Source organism: Nonomuraea sp. H19 (assembly GCF_052068215.1).
In the GTDB taxonomy this organism is placed as follows: domain Bacteria; phylum Actinomycetota; class Actinomycetes; order Streptosporangiales; family Streptosporangiaceae; genus Nonomuraea.
Window position 1 is genome coordinate 1 of the sequence record NZ_JBQHCV010000017.1, and the last position, 20,821, is coordinate 20,821.

At 69.0% G+C, this 20,821-nt stretch carries 16 protein-coding genes and 1 tRNA gene; 13 read left to right on the forward strand and 4 right to left on the reverse strand.

Annotated elements, in window-relative coordinates; genetic code table 11:
• Window positions 1–1,149: 1,149 nt before the first annotated feature.
• The gene (locus tag ACTMTI_RS32850; RefSeq protein WP_441124533.1) at window positions 1,150–2,982 is read left to right on the forward strand and encodes a chaplin family protein; all 1,833 of its coding nucleotides are present in this window, start codon (window positions 1,150–1,152) and stop codon (window positions 2,980–2,982) included.
• A 130-nt stretch (window positions 2,983–3,112) separates the two neighbouring features.
• Here the strand turns inward: ACTMTI_RS32850 and ACTMTI_RS32855 are convergent, their stop codons facing one another.
• Entirely contained in the window at window positions 3,113–3,298 is a 186-nt protein-coding gene (locus ACTMTI_RS32855; RefSeq protein ID WP_103957247.1) for a DUF5703 family protein, read from the reverse strand.
• Window positions 3,299–3,489: 191 nt separating this feature from the next.
• On the opposite strand from ACTMTI_RS32855, the gene topA reads away from it, so the two are divergent.
• The 9 genes from topA to ACTMTI_RS32900 all read left to right on the forward strand — a co-directional run bounded on the left by topA (window position 3,490) and on the right by ACTMTI_RS32900 (window position 14,434).
• Window positions 3,490–6,183 (forward strand): type I DNA topoisomerase, encoded by a 2,694-nt coding sequence (gene topA, locus ACTMTI_RS32860; protein ID WP_441124534.1) that lies wholly within the window; start codon window positions 3,490–3,492, stop codon window positions 6,181–6,183.
• A gap of 14 nt (window positions 6,184–6,197) precedes the next feature.
• Window positions 6,198–7,508: a metallophosphoesterase gene (locus ACTMTI_RS32865; RefSeq protein WP_441124535.1), complete on the forward strand. Its 1,311-nt coding sequence runs from the start codon at window positions 6,198–6,200 to the stop codon at window positions 7,506–7,508.
• Window positions 7,509–7,580: 72 nt separating this feature from the next.
• The gene (locus ACTMTI_RS32870) at window positions 7,581–8,129 is read left to right on the forward strand and encodes a helix-turn-helix transcriptional regulator (protein ID WP_441124536.1); all 549 of its coding nucleotides are present in this window, start codon (window positions 7,581–7,583) and stop codon (window positions 8,127–8,129) included.
• Between the two features lie 141 nt (window positions 8,130–8,270).
• A complete protein-coding gene (tmk, locus tag ACTMTI_RS32875) occupies window positions 8,271–10,316 on the forward strand; it encodes a dTMP kinase (RefSeq protein ID WP_441124537.1) in 2,046 nt (681 codons plus the stop codon).
• Window positions 10,317–10,325: 9 nt separating this feature from the next.
• Window positions 10,326–11,498: a DNA polymerase III subunit delta' gene (locus tag ACTMTI_RS32880; RefSeq protein WP_441124538.1), complete on the forward strand. Its 1,173-nt coding sequence runs from the start codon at window positions 10,326–10,328 to the stop codon at window positions 11,496–11,498.
• A gap of 261 nt (window positions 11,499–11,759) precedes the next feature.
• Window positions 11,760–12,287 carry a SigE family RNA polymerase sigma factor gene (locus ACTMTI_RS32885; RefSeq protein ID WP_441124539.1) on the forward strand — a complete coding sequence of 176 codons (528 nt, stop codon included), beginning with the start codon at window positions 11,760–11,762 and terminating at the stop codon, window positions 12,285–12,287.
• Window positions 12,284–13,342, forward strand: coding sequence for a permease-like cell division protein FtsX (locus ACTMTI_RS32890; RefSeq protein WP_441124540.1), 1,059 nt, complete (start codon window positions 12,284–12,286; stop codon window positions 13,340–13,342). The genes ACTMTI_RS32885 and ACTMTI_RS32890 overlap by 4 nt, the downstream gene beginning before the upstream one ends.
• A gap of 105 nt (window positions 13,343–13,447) precedes the next feature.
• The gene (locus ACTMTI_RS32895; protein WP_441124764.1) at window positions 13,448–14,284 is read left to right on the forward strand and encodes a PSP1 domain-containing protein; all 837 of its coding nucleotides are present in this window, start codon (window positions 13,448–13,450) and stop codon (window positions 14,282–14,284) included.
• A gap of 73 nt (window positions 14,285–14,357) precedes the next feature.
• Window positions 14,358–14,434: transfer RNA gene (locus ACTMTI_RS32900), tRNA-Thr, on the forward strand.
• A gap of 366 nt (window positions 14,435–14,800) precedes the next feature.
• On the opposite strand, the gene ACTMTI_RS32905 is transcribed toward ACTMTI_RS32900, so the two are convergent.
• Window positions 14,801–15,796, reverse strand: a complete 996-nt coding sequence (locus ACTMTI_RS32905) for a sigma-70 family RNA polymerase sigma factor (RefSeq protein ID WP_441124541.1) — start codon at window positions 15,794–15,796, stop codon at window positions 14,801–14,803.
• Between the two features lie 145 nt (window positions 15,797–15,941).
• On the opposite strand from ACTMTI_RS32905, the gene ACTMTI_RS32910 reads away from it, so the two are divergent.
• From ACTMTI_RS32910 to ACTMTI_RS32920, 3 genes are all read left to right on the forward strand, one after another.
• Window positions 15,942–16,673 carry an SDR family NAD(P)-dependent oxidoreductase gene (locus tag ACTMTI_RS32910; RefSeq protein WP_441124542.1) on the forward strand — a complete coding sequence of 244 codons (732 nt, stop codon included), beginning with the start codon at window positions 15,942–15,944 and terminating at the stop codon, window positions 16,671–16,673.
• A 29-nt stretch (window positions 16,674–16,702) separates the two neighbouring features.
• On the forward strand, window positions 16,703–17,161 hold the full coding sequence (locus tag ACTMTI_RS32915) for an SRPBCC family protein (protein WP_441124543.1): 459 nt from the start codon (window positions 16,703–16,705) through the stop codon (window positions 17,159–17,161).
• Window positions 17,162–17,464: 303 nt separating this feature from the next.
• On the forward strand, window positions 17,465–18,220 hold the full coding sequence (locus tag ACTMTI_RS32920) for a hypothetical protein (protein ID WP_441124544.1): 756 nt from the start codon (window positions 17,465–17,467) through the stop codon (window positions 18,218–18,220).
• 388 nt (window positions 18,221–18,608) lie between these two features.
• Here the strand turns inward: ACTMTI_RS32920 and ACTMTI_RS32925 are convergent, their stop codons facing one another.
• Both ACTMTI_RS32925 and ACTMTI_RS32930 read right to left on the reverse strand, forming a co-directional pair.
• Entirely contained in the window at window positions 18,609–19,406 is a 798-nt protein-coding gene (locus ACTMTI_RS32925; RefSeq protein WP_441124545.1) for an SDR family NAD(P)-dependent oxidoreductase, read from the reverse strand.
• 127 nt (window positions 19,407–19,533) lie between these two features.
• Complete coding sequence (locus tag ACTMTI_RS32930) at window positions 19,534–20,661, reverse strand: low temperature requirement protein A (RefSeq protein WP_441124546.1); 1,128 nt, start codon at window positions 20,659–20,661, stop codon at window positions 19,534–19,536.
• Window positions 20,662–20,821 lie beyond the last annotated feature (160 nt).

A 20,821-nucleotide genomic window follows, 5' to 3' on the forward strand; every position in this document is an offset into this window, starting at 1 on the left:
CCCGCTACCACGACGTTCACATCCGACCGCCACCACACCAGCCTCATCTACCTGCGGAAACAGGATGGCGCTCTCTCAGTGGCGGTCTCATGACGCAGGTCAGAGGGGTATCGGTCCATTGGGGCTGGTTTGGGTGGTGGGGGCTTGGCCAATTCCTGGGTCTCCAGTGAAAAGGCCTTGCGACAACCGTGGGTGCTGCTACGGTTACGGACCGTTGAGGGGTGAGTCCATGGACCGGCCTCACGACGTGAGGCCGGTTCTGGAATTCGGGAGGTCACGTGGCACGCACGGCGGTGCAGCAAATGAGGGTGATGGCCCTCGCTGCGTGCCGTCTGCCTGTGACCGTCCCGGGGCAGGACACGACCACCGATCGGGTCGACCGGATGGCGCGGTTCGCGGCCGGTGCCCGTCGGGTCGTGGTGCGGGCAGCCGCGATGGGCGCCCTTGTGGCCGCCGGGTGGCTGCTCGCTGTTCTGTTCGGCACGCTCACCGCTGCTCCGGCGGCCGCGGACGCCACTGCGGCAACAGGCGCGGCTACAGCGACGGACGTAGCTGCGCCGGCAGTCGCGACTGCGGCGACAGGCGGGAGCCCTCACACCACCACGGCGGCGACTGCTGCCCGGGATGCCGGCTCACCTCTTGTCCCTGTCGGCTCGCGCAACGCTGAGGCGATGGCCGGGCGTACGGTCGACGGGCTCAACAGCCAGCAGGATCCTGGTCTGCCATCACCGTCCACCGCCGGAAAGATCCTGGACACCAATGGCTTGGTGCCCAACGGCGGTGGCAGTGGCCCGTTCGGGCCCGCTGCGGGGGACGTCGCGAGGTCCGTCTTCGACCCGCGACTCCAGGCACGCCGCGCCGTCCCGGCGTACGTGCTTCCCCCGGTCGTCCGCACAGCGGCGGACGACCCTTCTTTCTCACCTGACTGATCCCCGCCCTGACGCCGGTCGGCCCGCCGATTGCGGGCCCCCGGTCTGCATTCCAGAACTGTGGCGGAGCGTGGTCTGAGCCCCTCCGCCGGCGAGTGGCACGTCAGTTCCATCCGGTTCGCGAGTCCGAGGTCTCCGCTGTGCGCTGAACCTCGCCCGGCCTCGGGCTGCCCGCGATCCGTGTCAGGTATCCCCCAAAGAACCAGTAGGAGCATTCATCATGCGTACGTGGGCCAAGGCATCGACCCCTGCCGCCCTTCTCGCGGTGGCCGTCATGTCGTTCGGCGGCAGCGGCACCGCGCTCGCCGACACCTCCGGCGACGCGTCCATCGGCGGCGGCAACCAGGTCGACCTGCCGATCTCGCTGCCCATCGACATCAGCGGCAACTCCGTCGCCGCGGCCGGCTCGGCGGATGCGTCCTCGCAGGGCGGCGCCGAGGTCGTGAACCACGGCCGGAGCGGCATCCCCAACAGGACCTCGGGCGACGCGTCCATCGGCGGCGGCAACCAGGTCAACGCGCCGATCACCGCGCCGATCAACGCCTGCGGCAACGCGGTCTCGCTGTTCGGCAAGTCCGACGCCGGCTGCAAGGGTGGCGCCACGGTCCGTAACCAGGGCAAGGGCGGCGCGGGCGGCAACCGTACGTCGGGCGACGCCAGCGTGCTCGGCGGCAACCAGATCACCGCGCCGATCACTGCGCCGCTGAACGCCTGCGGCAACGCGGTGGCGATCTTCGGTGACGCCACGGCCGGGTGCAAGGGCGGCAGCAGCGTCCACAACGCGGGCGTGGGCGGCGGCAACAGCACTTCCGGCGAGGCCGGCGTTCTGGGCGGCAACCAGGTCGTCGCGCCGATCACCGCGCCGGTCGACATCTGCGGGAACTCGGCGGCGGTGGTCGGCCGCGCGTTCGCCGGGTGCAAGGGCGGCTCCAGCGTCAACAAGGGTCACGGCTACCACAGCCGTCGCATAACCCCGGGCTCGACGGGCAACGACACCGATGGGCGCTTCGCGGCGGGCAGCGGCAACCAGGTGATCGCCCCGATCAGCCTGCCGGTCGATGTCTGCGGCAACGCCGTGGGCAACTCGTCGGCCGGGTGCAAGGGCGGCGCCTCCGTGGACGGCGGCTCCGGCGCGGGTGGCAACCACACCTCGGGGAAGGCGGGGGTGCTGAGCGGCAACCAGGTGGTCGCGCCGATCGCCGCCCCGGTCAACATCTGCGGCAATACGGCGGCCGTGCTCGGGCACGCGTTCGCCGGGTGCAAGGGCGGCGCCTCCGTGAAGAGCAGCGCAGGCGGCGGCAACCACACCTCGGGGAAGGCGGGGGTGCTGAGCGGCAACCAGGTGGTCGCGCCGATCGCCGCCCCGGTCAACGCCTGCGGCAACGCCGTCGCCGTCCTGGGTGACGCGGCGGCCGGATGCCTCGGCGGGGCGCACGTCGGCAAGCCGGGACACCACGGCCACGGCGGCTACGGTCGCTTCGCTCAGGCCGGCAGCAAGGCCACGGCCGCGAAGGGCGGGCTGCTGCCCGCACTGCCCACGGGTCCGGCCCTCGGCGGTCTGCAGGGGGTCCCGGCTCTGGGCGCCCTGCAGGAGGCCACCGGCGTCACCCAGCAGGTGGAGAACGTCGCCCGGACCGCTCAGCTGCCGGACGTCTCCGGCGTCACCCGGCAGGTGCCCCTGGTCGCGGACGCCTCCAAGACGCTCGGCCTGCCGAACCTGCCCGAGCTGCCCGGCCTGCCCGCTCAGGCGCAGACCCCGGCCCGGCCGAAGACCGCGCTGGCCGGCCACACCGACCGCGCCGGCTCCGTCCGGTCGGTCTCCCCGCTCGCTCCGGCGACCGACCTGGTCGCCTCCACCCCGGCCGGCGGCGCGGTGAACTCGGTCGCCAAGGGTCTGCCCATCGGCGCCGTCGGCCTGATGAGCGCCGAGCAGCCCGCCGGCGTCACCGGGATGAACTCGAGCTCGCTGCTCGCGCTCGTGCTGGGCGCGATGTTCGCCGCCTCGGCGACGCTGTTCGCCTCGGCCCGCCGTCTCCGGTTCGGCCGCAAGTAACCGTAAATGAGAAATCAGCGCGTACGTAATACCAGACCCGGCTACTGCTCACAGCCCGTGAGCAGCCAGCGATAGATGCTTTGCCCGTTCCGGGGGCGCGGCCCGGGGCGGGCAAAGCCATGTCCACGCCTCAGAGCGTGCGGCGTACCCGCATGATCTTACGGCGTAGCCGTACGTGACGGCTGCCGTCGGGGTGCACACGTACGCGCGCCAGCTCCCACTGTCCGTACTCTGCGTGTTCGGTCAGCAGCTGACGTGCTGCTTCGCGAGTGAGGTCGCGCGGAATGAAGATATCCATGTAGGAGTAGTCGAGCACAACGATTAGTCTCCAGGGTGAGTCAGGGCGCCATGCCGCTCGATGGGCCTTATTCTGCGTGCTTGTGGATGGACCCGGAAGCTAGTGGGTAGCCCGGGGGAAGGAAATTTCCGCGAGTCGGGTTACCTTTCAGTCTGTGCCGACTCCCGGCCAGGGGGATTTTGCAAGCGAACAGCGAGGTAGGAAGCAGCGTGCCAGCCAAGAACGGCAGCGCCGGCGGAACACGCCTGGTGATCGTCGAGTCGCCCGCCAAGGCGAAGACGATTGCTGGGTACCTTGCCGGGCGCGGCTACATCGTCGAATCGAGCATCGGCCACATCCGCGACCTGCCGGAGAAGGCCGACGACATCCCCGAGAAGTACAAGGGGGCGCCATGGGCGCGTCTCGGGGTGAATGTCGAGCACGACTTCGAGCCGCTGTACGTCATCAACCCGGACAAGAGGGCGCAGGTCAACAAGCTGCGGCAGCTGCTGAAGGACGCTGACGAGCTCTATCTGGCCACTGACGAGGACCGGGAGGGCGAGGCCATCGCCTGGCACCTGCGCGAGGTGCTCAAGCCCAAGGTTCCCGTGCACCGCATGGTGTTCCACGAGATCACCCCGCAGGCCATCCAGGACGCCGTGGCCAACCCGCGCGACCTCAACCTCCGCCTCGTCGACGCCCAGGAGACCCGGCGCATCCTCGACCGGCTCTACGGCTACGAGGTCAGCCCCGTGCTGTGGAAGAAGGTCAAGCCCCGGCTGTCGGCGGGCCGCGTGCAGTCCGTGGCGACGCGGCTGGTGGTGGAGCGCGAGCGGGAGCGCATGGCGTTCACGGCTGCCCACTACTGGGATCTGCAGGCGCTCTTCGACACCGGCAAGACCAAGGAGCGGCCGCGCGACTTCACCGCGACGCTGACGGTGGTCGACGGCAAGCGGGTGGCGCAGGGCCGCGACTTCGCCAGCACCGGGCGGCTCAAGAGCGCCGACGTGCTGCACCTGTCCGAGGCCGCCGCGGGCGAGCTGGCCGGCCGGCTCCGGGGCTCGTCGTTCGCGGTCAAGTCGGTCGAGCGCAAGCCGTACACCCGCAAGCCGTACGCGCCGTTCCGGACGACCACATTGCAGCAGGAGGCCAGCCGGAAGCTGGGGTTCTCCGCGAAATACACGATGCAGGTCGCCCAGCGGCTCTACGAGAACGGCTACATCACCTACATGCGTACCGACAGCATCACGCTGTCGGCGACGGCGGTGGCGGCCGCCCGGTCACAGGCGATCAAGCTGTACGGGGCCCAGTACGTCCCGGACAAGCCGCGCGTCTACACCAGCAAGGTCAAGAGCGCCCAGGAGGCGCACGAGGCCATCAGGCCCTCCGGTGAGGAGTTCCGCACCCCGGGCGAGACCGGGCTGTCGGGCGACATGTTCCGGCTCTACGAGCTGATCTGGCAGCGCACCGTGTCCTCGCAGATGAAGGACGCGGTCGGCGAGTCGATCACGGTGAAGGTGGCCGGCCGGTCGTCGTCTGGCGAGGACGTCGAGTTCAGCGCGTCCGGGCGGACGATCACGTTCTACGGGTTCCTCAAGGCGTACGTCGAGGGCGCTGACGACCCCTCGAGCGACCGCGACGACTCCGAGAAGCGGCTGCCGACCCTCGCCGAGGGCGACGCGCTCACCGCGACCAGGCTGGACGTGGCCGGGCACTCGACCAAGCCGCCCGCGCGCTACACCGAGGCGTCGCTGGTCAAGGAGCTGGAGGATCGGGAGATCGGGCGGCCGTCGACGTACGCCTCGATCATCGGGACCATCCTGGACCGCGGTTACGTGTTCAAGAAGGGCACGGCGCTGGTGCCGTCGTTCCTGGCGTTCGCCGTGGTCAACCTGCTGGAGCAGCATTTCGGCAACCTGGTCGACTACGACTTCACGGCCGAGATGGAGAAGGTGCTCGACGACATCGCCAACGACCGTGCGGAGCGGGTGCCCGAGTTGCACCGCTTCTACTACGGTTCCGATGGCGACGAGGGCCTGAAGGAGATGGTCACCGACCTGGGCGACATCGACGCCAAGGAGATCAGCTCGTTCCCGATCAGGGGCACGGACATCGTGCTGCGGGTCGGCCGTTACGGCCCCTACCTCGACAGGGAAGGCGCCCGGGTCAACGTGCCCGAGGACATGACGCCGGACGAGCTGACGGCGGAGAAGGCCGAGGAGCTGTTCTCGCGGCCCACGGGTGATCGGGAGCTGGGGCGCGACCCGGTGACCGGGCACATGATCGTGGCCAAGGACGGCCGGTACGGACCGTACGTGACGGAGATCCTGCCCGAGCCGGCAGCGGAGGAGGAAACTCCGAAGCGGCGGACGAAGAAGGCTGACGCGCCGAAGCCCCGCACGAGCTCGCTGTTCAAGACCATGTCGCTCGACACCATCACGCTGGAAGACGCGCTCAAGCTGCTGACGATCCCCAGGGCTGTGGGTGAGCTGGAGGGCGAGGAGGTCGTGGCGTACAACGGCAAGTTCGGCCCTTACCTGAAGAAGGGGACGGACTCGCGTTCGCTGGCCACGGAGGAGGACCTGCTGACGGTCACGATCGACCAGGCGAAGGAGCTGTTCGCGCAGCCCAAGCAGCGCGGGCGGCGGGCCGCGGCCGCGGCACCGCTGCGCGAGCTCGGCAACGACCCCAACTCCAAGAAGCCGGTCGTGGTCAAGGAGGGGCGGTTCGGCCCGTACGTCACCGACGGCGAGACCAACGCCTCCCTGCGCAAGGGCGACACCGTCGAGGACATCACGATCGAGCGGGCGGCCGAGCTGCTGGCCGAGCGCCGTGAGCGGGCACCCGCGCCGAAGAAGACCACCACCACCAGGAAGGCTCCGGCGAAAAAGCCGGCCGCGAAGAAGCCGGCGGCCAAATCGTAAGTAGCATCATTCACGTGATCGTGCTGGTCTTCGTCGCCCTGGTCTTCCTGGCGCACTTTTATCTCTGGCACCGGCTGGTGCGTTCGACCACCGGCCCCGGACGGCTCCGCAAGGCGCTGACCTGGGGCTTGGTGGGTCTGGTGCTGCTGGTCGTGGCGACGTTCGTCAGCACGCGGGCGGAGTTCGCGAACTGGCTGGCCTGGCCGGGCTATATCTGGTTCGCGTTGATGTTCTACCTGATCATCTTCCTGGTGGTGCTGGAGATCCCGCGGGCCGTGGCGGGGCTGTTGCTGCGCAGGTCCGAGCGGCGGCGGGCGCCCGCGCCCGTCGCGGTGCCGGCGCGTGCCTCCGCGCCCGCCGAGACGGTGCGGGCGGGGGCCTCCGTGCCTGCCGAGGTCGCGCCGGAAGCGGTGCGGGCGGGTGCCCCCGCGCCCGCGGAGGTCGCGCCGGAAGCGCCGGCGGTACCGGCCGCGCCGGAGGCCGCTCATTCGATGAGCAGGCGGCTCTTTCTCGGGCGGACCACCGCCGCCATCGCCGGGGTGGGCGCGATGGGAGCGGTGGGATACGGCGTGACGAGCGCTCTGGGCGATCCCGTGATCGAGTCGGTGAAGGTCGGGCTGCCGAAGCTGGACCCGCGGCTCAACGGCCTGCGGTTCGCCGTGGTCAGCGACATCCATCTGGGGCCGCTCACCGGCAAGGCGCACACCGAGCGGATCGTCCGCATGATCAACGGGCTCGAGGCCGATGTCGTGGCGATCGTGGGCGACTTGGTGGACGGGTCGGTGGCCCAACTGGGGCCGCTGGCGCAGCCGCTGAAGAATCTAGAGTCCCGTTATGGGGCGTATTTCGTGACCGGTAACCATGAATACTTCGCTCCCAACGGTTTCACCGAGTGGATCGAGGAACTCGGGGAGCTCGGTGTCCGCTCGCTGCGAAACGAGCGCGTGGAGATCAGGCACCAGGGCGCCGTGCTCGACCTGGCCGGGGTGAACGACCTCAACGGCACGTCCGGAGGCGACGGCCCCGACTTCGGCAAGGCGCTCGGCAACCGCGACACCAGCCGGTCCACCGTGCTGCTCGCGCACCAGCCGATCCAGGTGACCGAGGCCGCGCGCCACGGCGTCGACCTGCAGCTGTCCGGGCACACGCACGGTGGCCAGCTGGCGCCGTTCAACCTGGTGGTGGGGCTGCAGCAGCCGGTCGTGTCGGGGCTCGCCACGGTGGACGGAGTGCAGGTGTACGTCACCCGCGGCGCCGGGTTCTGGGGACCGCCGGTGCGCGTCGGGGCGCCGCCGGAGATCACTATGCTTCAGTTGTCCCGCTGACTTTCCGCTCTCCTGAGGTCACGCATGGCGATCATGCCGTAGTATCCGCTCGGGTACTTCTCGGAGGTGGGCATGGTCTCTTCCCCGATGGAGGCGGCGCACGCCGCCTTCTGGGCCAAGCGTGGCGGGTTGCTGTTCAAGCAGGCCAGGAACGCCGCGAGCATGAATCAGAAGGCGCTGGCCAGCGTGAGCGGCACGTCCCGGACCACGCTGTCGGCTTACGAGCACGGCAGGAAGTCGCCGACGCTCGAGACCGCGGGGCGCATCCTGGACGCGGCCGGGTTCCGGCTGGCGCTCGAGCCGAAGGTGGAGTTCACCGCCCGGGCCGGCGACGACGGACGGCCGTTCCATGTGCCGAGCCGCCTGCCGCGGTTGCCGGTCGCCGCGGCGCTGGGCGTGGCGCGGCTGCGTGGCCGGGTCTACGACCTGGCCGACCGGGACGAGCGGCGCGCTGCGTACACGCTGCTGCTGTGCGAGGGGGACTCGCAGGAACTGCTCGATCATGTGGACGGCGTGCTGCTGACCGAGCTCTGGGATGAGCTGGCACTGCCACCGGACATCCGCGCCGAGTGGGGCCCATTGGTGGAAGAGGCTCGACATGGGGCAGGAGTTATCAATTGATGATATTTTCGGTGTCCTATTCGAGGTGTGTATCCTGCGCGCGGGGCGGGGAACGTAATACCCTCAGCCACGAGCAGCCGGGAATATCCGGCTCATCTCTCATCCGCCCGCTCCTGGCCAACACCTGGATACGCTGAAATCATGACTGCCCCTGGCCGACGTCGCCCCACTCACGTGCTGGCCAATGCGTCGTTTCGACGGCTTTGGACGGCCATGTCGGTGTGCAGTCTGGGTGACTGGCTCAACATCCTGGCGCTGACCGCTCTCGCCGCGAATCTCACGCAGGGCGACGACTACCGCGTCCAGTCACTGGCGGTCGGCGGCGTGTTCATCGCCAAGATGCTGCCGGCCATTCTGCTCGGGCCGCTCGCCGGGGTGTTCGCCGACCGGTTCGACCGCCGGCTGACGATGTTCACGGCGGACCTGGCCAGATTCGCCGTGGTGCTGTCGATCCCCGTGATCAACACCTACCAGTGGGTCATCATCGCGACGATCCTGGTCGAGTGCGTCAACCTGTTCTGGGTCCCGGCCAAGGACGCCACGGTGCCCAACCTGGTGCCGAAGGAGCAGCTGGAGTCGGCCAACCGGCTCAACCTCATGGTCACCTACGGCAGCGCGCCGGTCGCGGCCATGCTGTTCGCGGCCCTGTCCGTGCTGGGCGACCTGGCCGCCGGTCTCGTGCCGGGCCTGGACGGGCGGGACGCCACCGCGCTGGCGCTCGTCGTCAACGCCTGCGCCTACCTCGTGTCGGCCTTCCTGATCTTCACGCTGCGTGACATCCCCAAGCGCGACGGCGCCATCTCCACTCCCTCGGTGCTCAAGCAGATCGTCGAGGGCTGGCGGTTCGTCGGCGGCAACCGGCTGGTGCGGGGCCTGATCATCGGCATGCTCGGGGCGTTCGCCGCGGGCGGGGCCGTGGTGGGCGTGGCGAAGATCTACGTGGGGACGCTCGGGGGCGGCGACGCGGCCTACGGCGTCGTGTTCGGCGCGGTCTTCGTCGGCATGGCGCTCGGCATGTTCTTCGGGCTCAGGCTGCTGCGCGAGCTGTCGCGGCGGCGGCTGTTCGGCGTGGCCATCACGGTCGCCGGGCTGGTCCTCGTCGCGATCGCGCTGGTGCACAACCTGGTGATCGTGGTCATGCTGACCGTGCTGCTCGGGGCGTGCGCGGGCATCGCCTGGATCATCGGCTACACGCTGATCGGGCTCGAGGTCGAGGACGGGCTGCGGGGCCGTACGTTCTCGTTCCTGCAGTCGACCGCGCGCGTGACGCTGCTGCTCGTGGTGGCCGTGGCCAGCCCGCTGGCGGCGCTGTTCGGCAAGCACGTGCTGGAGCTGGGCGAGTTCGGCTACGAGTTCAGCGGGACCAACCTGGTGCTGGTGATCGGCGGGGCGCTCGCGATGACCGTCGGCATTCTGGCGCTGCGCCACATGGACGACAGGAAGGGCGTCTCCCTGTCGGCGGACCTGATCGCCGCGGTGCGTGGCGAGCGGTTCCCGAGCGAGGCCGCCGAGCATGTGCCCGGCCTGTTCGTGGCGTTCGAGGGCGGCGAGGGGTCGGGCAAGACGACCCAGTCCCGGCTGATCGCGATCTGGCTGCGCGACCAGGGATACGACGTCGTGCAGACGCGTGAGCCGGGCTCGACCAAGGTCGGCATGCGGCTGCGGGCCATCCTGCTCGACGCGGCCGAGCGAGGACTGTCGGCGCGCTCGGAGGCGCTGCTGTACGCCGCCGACCGGGCCGAGCATGTGGAAAAGGTGATCCGGCCGGCTCTCTACCGGGGCTCGCTGGTGATCACTGACCGCTACGTGGACTCGTCGCTGGCCTACCAGGGCGCGGGGCGGGCGCTCGATCCCAAGGACGTGTCCAAGATCAACGCTTGGGCGACGGGCGGGCTGGTGCCGCACCTGACCGTGCTCATCGACACGCCGCCCGAGGTGGGGCTGACCAGGCTCGGTGGGGCGGCCGACCGGATCGAGTCCGAGCCGCTGGAGTTCCACCAGCGGGTGCGCAAGGAGTTCCGCGCGCTGGCCGCCGCCGCGCCCGAGCGCTACCTCGTGGTCGACGGCACGCAGCCGGCCGAAGTGCTCACCCGCCTGATCCAGGACCGGATCCGCGACATCCTGCCTGACCCGGTGCCGCACGAGTCAGAGGACATCACGGGCACGATGCCCGCCATCCGCGACTAGCCTTGCCCTGTGACGGTTTTCGATGACCTCGTCGGGCAGGACCAGGCGATAGCCGTGCTGTCGCGGGCCGCGACGGCGGCCGGTGAGGTCGTCGGCGGCGGGCGTGGCGCGGGCATGACGCATGCCTGGCTGTTCACCGGCCCACCAGGCTCCGGGCGGGAGGACGCCGCCCGCGCCTTCGCCGCGGCGCTGCTGTGTCCCGACGGCGGCTGCGGCCACTGCGACCAGTGCCATCAGGTGCTGATCGGCTCGCATCCCGACCTGGAGTCCGTACGCCCCGAGGGCCTGTCCTACAGCGTCAAGCAGACCCGTGAGCTCATCCTGCGGGCCGCCGGGGCGCCCACCCAGGGCCGGTGGCGGGTCATCCTGTTCGAGGACGCCGACCGGGCCACGGAGTCGGCCGCGAACGCCCTGCTCAAGGCCATCGAAGAGCCGCCGCCCCGCACGGTCTGGCTGCTGTGCGCGCCCGCCCCCGACGACTTGATGATCACCATCAGATCGCGCTGCCGACTGGTCACCCTGACCACCCCCAGCACGGAGGCGGTGGCCCACGTGCTGGCCACGCGGGACAGCGTGCCCTGGGAGACGGCCACGTTCGCCGCCCGCGCCGCTCAGGGACACATCAGCAGGGCGCGGGCGCTGGCGCTGGACGAGGCGGCCAGGCAGCGCCGCGAGGCCGTGCTGAGCATTCCACGCTCGCTGACCGGGGTGGGGGAGTGCATCTTCGCCGCCGAGCGCCTGGTGAAGACGGCCGAAGAGGAGGCCGCCGCGGCCACGGCCGCGCTCAACGAGAACGAGACCTCCGAGCTGCGCAAGATCTACGGCGAGGGGTCCACCGGCAAAGGGCTCAACCGGGGGCTGGTCCGCGGCGGGGCCGGGGCGCTGAAGGAGCTGGAGGACCGGCAGAAGTCACGGGCCACGCGGATCAAGCGGGATTCGCTGGATTCGGCGTTGCTGGAGCTGGTGTCGTTCTATCGGGACGTTATCGCCATGCAGTTCGAGGCGGGGATCGAGCTGGCCAACGACGACATCCGGTTCGATCTGGATCAGCTGGCCAAGCGGTCGACGCCGGAGGAAACGCTGCGACGGATCGATGCGATCATGGAGTGCAGGGAACGGCTCGCGGCGAACGTCAATCCGCAGATCGCGGTCGAGGCGATGATGCTGGCGTTGCGTCCCTGAGGGCGTCGGCCTGCGAATACAGGCTGATGGACGTGCCCCAGGGCAAGGCGTGCGCGCCAAGCCGGTAGGCCATTGGCGAACCTAGCGTTAGGAGGCGAGCAAGAGCCTCCGCGCCGCAGGGCCGGCAGCGGGCTCAACAGCACACGACCCCGCGGATCGCGGTCGAGGCGATGACGCCGGCGTCGCGGTCCGGAACTTGCCCGGCCGGAAGATTGCCGTGTGACCGAAGCAGCAGACGAGGCAACCAGGCGTCTCTGTTACGTGGAAGTCGAAGTACTCACCCAACAAGAGGCCCTGGCGCGGCGGCGGGTCGACGTGGCGTCGATCTTCGCCGAGCACCATGTGGGCCTGGTGCGACTGGCCCTGATCATGGTCGGTGATCAGGCGACCGCCGAGGACGTCGTTCAGGAGGCGTTCGCCCGCACTCATGCCGGCCGGACCAGGCTGCGTGATGCCGACAAGGCACTGGCCTACGTGCGTTCCGCGGTGCTCAACGGGTGCCGGTCGGTGTTGCGCAGGCGGGCGACGGTGTTCCGGCGGGCGGTGCCGTACGAACCGCCTGTCTGGTCGGCGGAGAGCGCCGCGCTGGTGGGCGAGGAGCGGCGCGAGGTTCTGCTCGCTCTCCGCGACCTGCCGCGCAGGCAGCGCGAGGCGCTGACGCTGCGTTACTACTTCGATCTCGCGGACCAGGAGATCTCCGAAACGATGGGGATCAGCGCCAGCACGGTGAGATCCACGATCGCGCGGGGGCTGTCCGCCCTCGGCCGAGCACTTGGGGAGGAATCATGAACAGCCCGGTGGAAGACAGACTGCGGCAGGCGCTCACCGAGGCGGGGGCGACGATCGACACCAGCACGCTGAAGCCGCTGCGGGCACCCGAACGGGGGCGGTTCCGGGTGGATTTCCGGCTGGTGGTCGTGGCGACGGCCGTGGTGTTCGCGGGGGCGGCGACCGCCGTCGGACTGGGTGGCGCGGGCGGCGCGGACCACATGGTGGCGACGCAGCCGGAGCCCGCCCAAAACGACAAGGCGGAGATAGTCATCTTCCTGTGCGCGAAGTCGGCGCCGAAGGAGTCGCTGTGCCAGGGGCGCAATGTCAGCGCTGAGGAGGTGCAGGCGATCGAGCAGAAGGTGAAGTCACTGCCACAGGTCGAAGAGGTGTTCTCCGTGGACCAAGCTGCTGCCTACGAGGACTTCCGGGTCGACTTCGCCGACAACAAGCCACTGCTGGACGCGGTCAAGGTCACGGATCTGCCCAGGTCTTTCAGGCTGAAGCTCAAGGAGGGGGCCGATCGGGAGCAGGTGCAGCAGGCGTTCCGAACGATGGCCGGGGTGCAGAGCGTCGTGGACCAGGCTTCCACCGCCGCGGAGCTGAGCAGGTGGGCGCCGAAAGCGGATATCAGCGTCTTCCTCTGTCAGAAGGAGTCGGTTTGGCGCGCGTGCGGCGGCGCGCTCACGTCCCGGGGAAAGACTGATGTCAAAGTCACCAAGAAGGGGAAGGGGGTGACCAACGCCCAGAGGGAGGCCATCCAGGAGTTGATCCGGAACAGGCCCGAAGTCCAGTCGTTCTTCTTCGAGACCCAGGTGGAGGCATACGAGAACTTCCAGCGCGAGCACAAGGACAATAAGGCGCTCGTCCAGGCGACCAAAGTGGAGGACCTGCCGGAATCGTTTCGGATTGAGCTGAGGCCGGGGGCGGAAGCGGACAAGCTGATCAGTGCGTTGGCGCGCCAGCCAGGGGTCTCGGGGGTCACCGACCACCTGTGCATGGCTGACATGGTCAAACTGGCCGCTGACTACGGACTGTCTCTGGGGCAGAGCAAGAAGTGCACGGCGAGCAGGTGATTCGTCAGACAGCCCCTGACCATCGGCCTATGGACGCACGTAGTGTGGCAGGGAAGGCCGCAATTACCCCCTAGGCCGTCAGGAGGCGAGCTCGAGCCCATGGGAATGATCATGGCCGTGAGCTTTACCCGCTACGGAAGGCTCTACTACCTCGATCCCGGCGGGCACAGTCCGAAAGTGGGCGACAAGGTGCTCGTCCCGACCGACTCGGGTCCTGAGGTGGCGGAGTGCGTGTGGGCGCCGCAATATACGAGCGAGGACATCGATGGGTTGCCGGTGTGCGCGGGGCCGGCGGGGGAGGAGCACATCGCCCGCGACGAGACCAACAAGCGCCGCAGGGCCGAGGCCCGCAGCGTGTGCAAGCGCCTGATCAAACGGCACGCGCTGCCCATGAAGATCGTCGGCGTCGACTTTCTGGACCAGGACAACGTCTACACGGTCTATTTCTCGGCGCCGCACCGGGTGGACTTCCGCGCCCTCGTACGCGATCTGGCCCGCAACCTCCGGGCCCGGGTCGAGCTGCGGCAGATCGGCCCGCGGGACGAGGCGCGGCTGCAGGGCGGCATCGGGCCCTGCGGCCGCGACCTGTGCTGCGCCACGTTCCTGAAGGACTTCGAGCCGGTCTCGGTGCGGATGGCCAAGGATCAGGACCTTCCGGTCAATCCGCTGCGGATCGCGGGGGCATGCGGGCGGCTCATGTGCTGCCTGAAGTACGAGCATCCGCTCTACCAGGAGTTCCGTGCCTCGACGCCCCGCGTGGGGGCCAGCGTGGAGACCCCTCAGGGAGCCGGCACCGTAGTGGGGCACAACGTCCCGTCCGACTCGGTGGTGGTGCGGCTCAATGACGGCGGGCGGCGGTGTGCCTGCTCCAAGGCGAGCGTGTGCGCGCCACGGAAGGCGTACGAGTCGACGTACGGCGACTCGGGCGGGGAGCCGGATTAAGGGCGGGCGGCGGCTGATCGATGGGAGCGAGAACCCCTCGGACTCCTGTAGACTCTTTCAAGCCGTACGGCGCGCCGCCTTAGCTCAGTCGGCCAGAGCACTTCACTCGTAATGAAGGGGTCTCGGGTTCGAATCCCGAAGGCGGCTCCAGGTCAGAGGCCCCCACCGGTCACCGGTGGGGGCCTTTTGCTACAGGCTTGCTAATAGGGGGCCAATACATCCCGAACGCTCTTGTTCTGGAACGGGCCCCGCAACCGGCACACGGTGCTTGCCCTGACGAATCCCGCCTCCGATGATCAGTGTGGCTGAATCGCGTACCGCCGGGATGGCTGATGGCCTGAGCTAAGATTTCGGCCGCTCCACGCCCACGTAGTCCGCTCAAGTCCGTCGCGCGCTGAAGAGCTACGCGAGCGACGGCTCGTTGTCATACGTCGAGCTGCGGGGCGATCGGGCTGAGGGGCGAGCGCTCCGAGCGGCCGAACGCACTCACATGCCGATGAGCGGTGCTGGTGTGAGCTAGCCGAGTATTCGGGGCAGGCCGAAGTACGGCGCGAGCGTCGTCTCGAAATGCGTGATCTCGCAGATCCGGTCGCCGGCGAAGCCGGCCACGAGGACCCCCATGACGTGCAGGCCGCCGGTCACGGGGTCGCGGACGTACTCGCCCCACGCGGGCTGGCCATTCGCCCGGACCGGCACCATCCGGGCGATCCCCCGCCGGTGCGCGTCGATCGCGGTGAAGAACCGGCGCACGGCCTCGGTACCGCGGTACTCGAACGGCAGGGGCGGCATCCGCACCCACGCGTCATCGGTCATCAACGCGACGAGCGCATCCACGTCGTGCTCGGTGAAGGCGGCGACGAAGCGGTCGGCCAGCGCTCGCTCCTCCGGCCCGCCGGCAGGGGGCGGCGGCCGGTCGGGCGAGCGGGCCGCGTCCATCGTCGCGCGGGCGCGCTTGAGGGCACTGGTGACGGCGTCCTCGGTCAGCCCGAGCAGTCCGGCGGCCTCACTCGCCCGGTACCCGAGGACGTCACGCAGCAACAACACCGCGCGCTGATTCGGCGGCAGCAGTTGAACGGCGGTCACGAACGCGAGCGAGATCGCCTCGCGGGACTCGTACCGGGCCTCGGGCCCCGGCGCCTGGTCGGGCAGGCCGTCGAGCAGGAGATCGGGATACGGCTGCAGCCACAGCGCCTCACCCAGCCGGGAGGGTTCCGGCGGCGGAACCGGGAGCGGTGCTCCGGCCACCGATCGGCGCGCGGACATCCGGAGCACGTTGAGGCACCGGTTCGTGACGATGCGGTACAGCCACGTACGGATGGACGATCGCCCCTCGAACCCGCCCAGACCGACCCAGGCCGAGAGCAACGCATCCTGCAGTGCGTCCTCGGCGTCCTGCAGCGATCCGAGCATGCGATAGCAGTGCACCTGCAGCTCGCCGCGGTGCGGCTCGACCAGCGCCGCGAACGCGTCACGGTCGCCAGCCTGCGCCCGCTGGAGCAGTTCGGCCGACATGGGCCACCTCCGTCGTCATCGTCCGCTCGATACTGACACCGACGACCGCCGGAACTGGGCGCCATGGGGCCGCCCAATTTCCGGGGGCCGCCGTTTCTGTCTCTGTGCAAGCTCGCACCGTCAGAGCCGAACGGAGAAAGACACCATGCCGACGACAGAGAACACCATCGCGAACAGGACTGTCCTGGTGACCGGCGCCAATCGAGGCATCGGACGCGCGCTGGTCGACGAGGCCTTGCGCAGAGGCGCCAAGCGGGTCTATGCCGGGACGCGGCAGCCCCTGGCCCACCCCGACGGGCGCGTCACGACGCTGATTCTGGACGTGACCGACGGCGCGCAGATCCAGGCAGCCGCGGAGAGCGTCGACACGCTCGACGTCCTGGTCAACAACGCCGGCCTGGCGGTCTCCGACGACCTCGATGATCGCACGGTGCTCGAGCGGCACCTGGCGGTCAACCTCTTCGGCCCGTACGCCATCACCCAGGCGTTCCTGCCTCAGTTGACCCGGTCGCGCGGCGCCGTCGTCAACGTGCTGTCGATCGCGGCCCTCGCATCCCTGCCCATGATCCCCGCGTACTCGATCTCCAAGGCCGCGGCGTTCTCGCTCACCCAATCCCTGCGCGCGCTGCTCGCTTCGCGGGGTGTCCGGGTGCACGCCGTCCTGGCCGGCCCCGTGGACACCGAGATGTCCCGCGACCTCGACGTGCCGAAGGCTGCTCCGGCGTCGGTCGCACGGGCGATCTTCGACGGCGTGGCCGACGGTGAGGAGGACATCTTCCCTGACCCCCTGTCGGCGTCCCTGGCGCCGAGCTGGCCGGCCGGCGCTGTCAAAGCACTCGAACGCGAGAACGCCGCGCTGCTCGGGGCTGCGCGCTGACCACGACGGCACACAGGACTGGAGACCTCATGAACGACAACAGCCTCACCATCGCCTTCACCGTGGACCGCACCCCGGATCAAGCCTTCGCCGCCATCACCGACGTCCGTGGCTGGTGGTCGGGTGAGATCGACGGGCCGACCGACGAACTCGGGGCCGAGTTCACGTACCGCTACCAGGACGTCCACCGCAGTACGCAGCGAATCACGGAGTTGATCCCGGGCAGGCGCGTCGCCTGGCACGTCGTGGACGGCTACCTGAGCTTCGTCGCTGACGCGACGGAGTGGACGGGCACCGACATCACGTTCGACATCGCACCGACGGGCGACGGGACGGAGGTCCGCTTCACCCACGTGGGCCTCGCCCCCCACGACGAGTGCTTCGAGAACTGCTCGAGCGCGTGGCGCTTCTACATCGCGACCAGCCTCCGCAGCCTCATCAACGGCGGCTCGGGTCAGCCCAACCCGAAGGAGGGCGACGCATCGTGAGCGACCAGTAGTACACCGCCGTGCCCGCGCCTGCGCACTCATGGACGCGGTGCCGGCCAGGCGCGAGCGACGTCGAAGTGAGGGCTTTGTGGTTGGGGCGGGCGCGTGCGACCTCGAAGGGTCTTCCCTCGGAGGTGAACGGAAGGCCGTGGACGGCTGTGAACGGTCTCGTTCTCACTTGGTGGGTTTTCCTACCGCCGTTTCAGGTGTACGTGAAGTACGCCAAGCTGCTCTTCGTACGCGTTCTGCCCTCCTTTACCACCTGGCGTCGGTACGTTCGCGACGCAGTGATTGGAGGGACGGATGGGACGCAGACTCGTCATCAACGACCTGCGGGTGCAGCCGATCAGCCACCACGACGGTCATCGATCCTTCACCATCGTCTGGCCTGAGGGCGCGGTGCATGAACCGGCGGATCGGTTCCTGCGGCGACATGAGGGGTCGGGCACGCAGCGGACTTACGCGTACCTGCTCGTGGATCATCTTCGATGGTTGGAACCTGAGGCCCTGGCTTTGGAGGTGGTGTCGCTGCGTGACCTGGGCCACTACATGGCCGCGCTGGGCGCGGAGTGGCGCGGCCCCTACGGCGAGCCCTGGCGAGCCGGTCGACGTTCCTTAGGCTCTGACACGCTGACCACGATGGCCGCGTGCTTGAAGGGGTTCTACCTGCACCAGGCGGCGCTCGGCATCAACCGCGAACTCGGGCAGCAGCTCAGCGTCTCCCGGCTCCCGACGCGTGCCGACCGCGACCGGGCGCTGCTCGGACACGTGACGCGCGAGCTTTCCAGCAACCCGTTAGCGCCGCGACGAGGCCGCCGACGTCACCCCAAGATGCTGCCCGAGGGAGCCCGCGGCCGGCTCGCTCAGGCGGTGTTGTCCGCCCGCGACCGGCTGGTGGTGACCTGGCTGGCCGATGGAGGCTTTCGGATCGGTGAGCTGTGCGGCCTCCATCTCGCCGACCCCAGACACAGCGCGAGCGCATCGCGCTCCTCATGGGGCAGATCCGCGACCTGCAGCAGGAGATGTCGCCCGAGGCCATCCAGCGCATCGGCGCGGTGAACACCGTGCTCAAGCAGCGGGTCCGCCAGCTCACCTAGGACAACCGCAGGCTGGAGGAGCGGCTGCAGGCGGCCCGGTCCAACGCCCGCTTCGCCGACCGCCGGATCGCCCAGCTCGAAGCCCAGTTACTCGACCAATCCGGCCACCTGACCGGCCCTGCCGAATAGAAAGCGTCCAGCCATGGGACTGCAAAGGCGGGGGCGTGTTGATGGATCACGGGCGATGCCTGTCAGCGGGATGGAGCGATGTTCGGCGGCGGGAGGCCCCGTGTGCGTACCTGTCCGGTTTGGTCCCGACGTTCCGCTCGGTCTAGCACATCGGCCAACCGATAGGTGGCGTACGGGTTCCCTATCTCGGTCTGGCTCACAGTTCGTCCACCATGTCGTGTTCAGCCAGGACCAAGGCCAGCCAGCAGATGGCGAGTGCGCTCGGCCAGCCGGCGTCGGAAGTCGCCGTCGAGAGCGGCAGGGTTGGGCGGGGTCGGCTGTGTCTCGTCCAGGTACTGTCCCTGCCAGCAGTTGGCGCAGAGCGCGGCGTGGATCACATTGCGTGCCCCCTGCTGGACGGACGCGCCGCCGATGTTGAACATCGCGTGCAGCAGGGACGTGCTGATGATTCCCGGGTGAAGGCTCACGATGTCTGGTTGCGGACGGGGTGCCTGCTCGGCAAGCCAACGGGCGTGTGCCACCAGTGCCAACTTGGAGCGGGCGTAGGCGACGACGGGGCTGTAGGCCGAGCGTTCCAGGTTGAGATCTTCCGGGTCGAGCGACGCAGACAGATGCGTCGCTGAAGCGACGTGGACCACGCGCCCGTCTGCGGCGAGGACCAAGGGTGTGAGCCGCTCGGTCAGCAGGACTGCCGCAAGGTAGTTGGCCTGCAGGGTGGCCTCGTTGCCGTCGCGGCTGACCGTTCGCCGCGGTGGTCCCGGCCGGCCAGCGTTGTTGACCAGCACATCGACGCGGTCTGTTCGGTTCGTGATCTCGGCGGCCAGTTTCTCCACGGCGGCCAGATGGTCGAAGTCGGCCTGTACGTAGTGCACCTCACCCCTGCTCGCGGCCCGCAGGTCCGCCAGGAGCCCGGCGATCTGGCTCAGCCTCTGGGGTCCGTGCACGAACAGGCGAGAGGTTCGCGGCGCCAGCAGTCGGGCGGTGGCGTGGCCGATGCCGCTGGTCGCGCCGGTCAGCACGACCGCTGTTTCATCGGCATTCCGGGATGTCATGGTCGGGGCACCTCCGCAAGGGATCGAACCAGGAACGAGTGCCCCTGGCAGCAACCGCAGTACTGGCTCATGGGCCGTGTCGCCCGGCGCGCCTTCACGAGATCAGGCGATGGTCGTTCGTGGCGATGGCGGTCAGCACGACCACGACGGCGGTCATGGCGGCCCAGCCCGCGAACGACGCGGCCACGCCTAAAGGCACCGCGCACACCGCTCCGAAAACGCGATCGGTGATCCGTCCGGTTCCCAGCATGGCGCGGTAGATCGCGTGCCCGACCAGGAAGATCGCGGTCCCGGATCCCAGCCACCATGGGTTCGCCTGGCCGTGGAAGTGGTGGATGGCGTCGGTGATGCCCGCCGCGACGAGGATGACACCAGTGATCATCGCCAGGTGAGCACTGGTGAAGGCGTAGTAGGCCAGCATCTGCCGCCGATGTTCGCCGGCTTTCCCGAACTCCGTCTCGGCCCTGACCTCGTCTCCGTCGAAGTACACCCACCACAGTCCCGATGCCGCTGCGATGCCCAGGACCACTCCGAGCACCAGAGGCAAGTCCACCGCGTGGCGCTGTGTGTTCTCGGCGCCGATCCCGATGGCGACCATCGATTCCCCCAGGACCACGATCAGCAACAGCGCGTGACGTTCCACGAAGTGGTGGGGCTCGATGACGAACCCGCGGATGTGTCCCAGGAACGGCGAGAGGTAGAGGACCGGCACGGCGGCGGCCCAGCAGATCCAGCTCCACACCGGCGGTAGGTGCGGGGCGAGGAGCACGAGCACGCCCGCCGCGGCGTTGAACGGCATGTTGCGCAGGATGGCCCGCCGGGCCGTCGGGGCTCTGGCGGTGAGGTACACCACGCAGTGGATGGCGACCACGGCCAGGTATGCCACGGGAAAGGCCCACCCCTCGGGCTCGAAGGCATAGGGCACGGACAAACCGATGATGAAGAAGGCCGTCATCGCGAGAAACAGCAACAGCCGTACCGGGACCACGTCGGGTCGCACCGCGTTGGTGAGCCAGCCGAACGCGCTGAACATCCACCACACGACGACCATGGGCAGCAGGCCCTTGAGGAGCCCTTCCCAGCCCGGATGCGTCTCCACCGCGTGCGTCACCTGCGTGACGGCGAAGACGAACACCAGATCGAAGAAGAGCTCCATCGGGGTAACCCGGCCGCGGGTGCTCTCGGAGGTCCACAGCCGCGGCGGGGGTCCGGGCGACGTCATGGGATCACTCCCCTCGTCAGCAGAAAACGGCCGGCGTTCGGCCGACCCTGGCTGTCCTGCTTGTGGGCCGGCGTGGCGCCCGCCGGTTCGGTGGCGCGAACGTCCTGCGTCTTTCTGATCCACTCGCTTGACTCCGCTCTGCGAGGTGAGCTGCCGTACC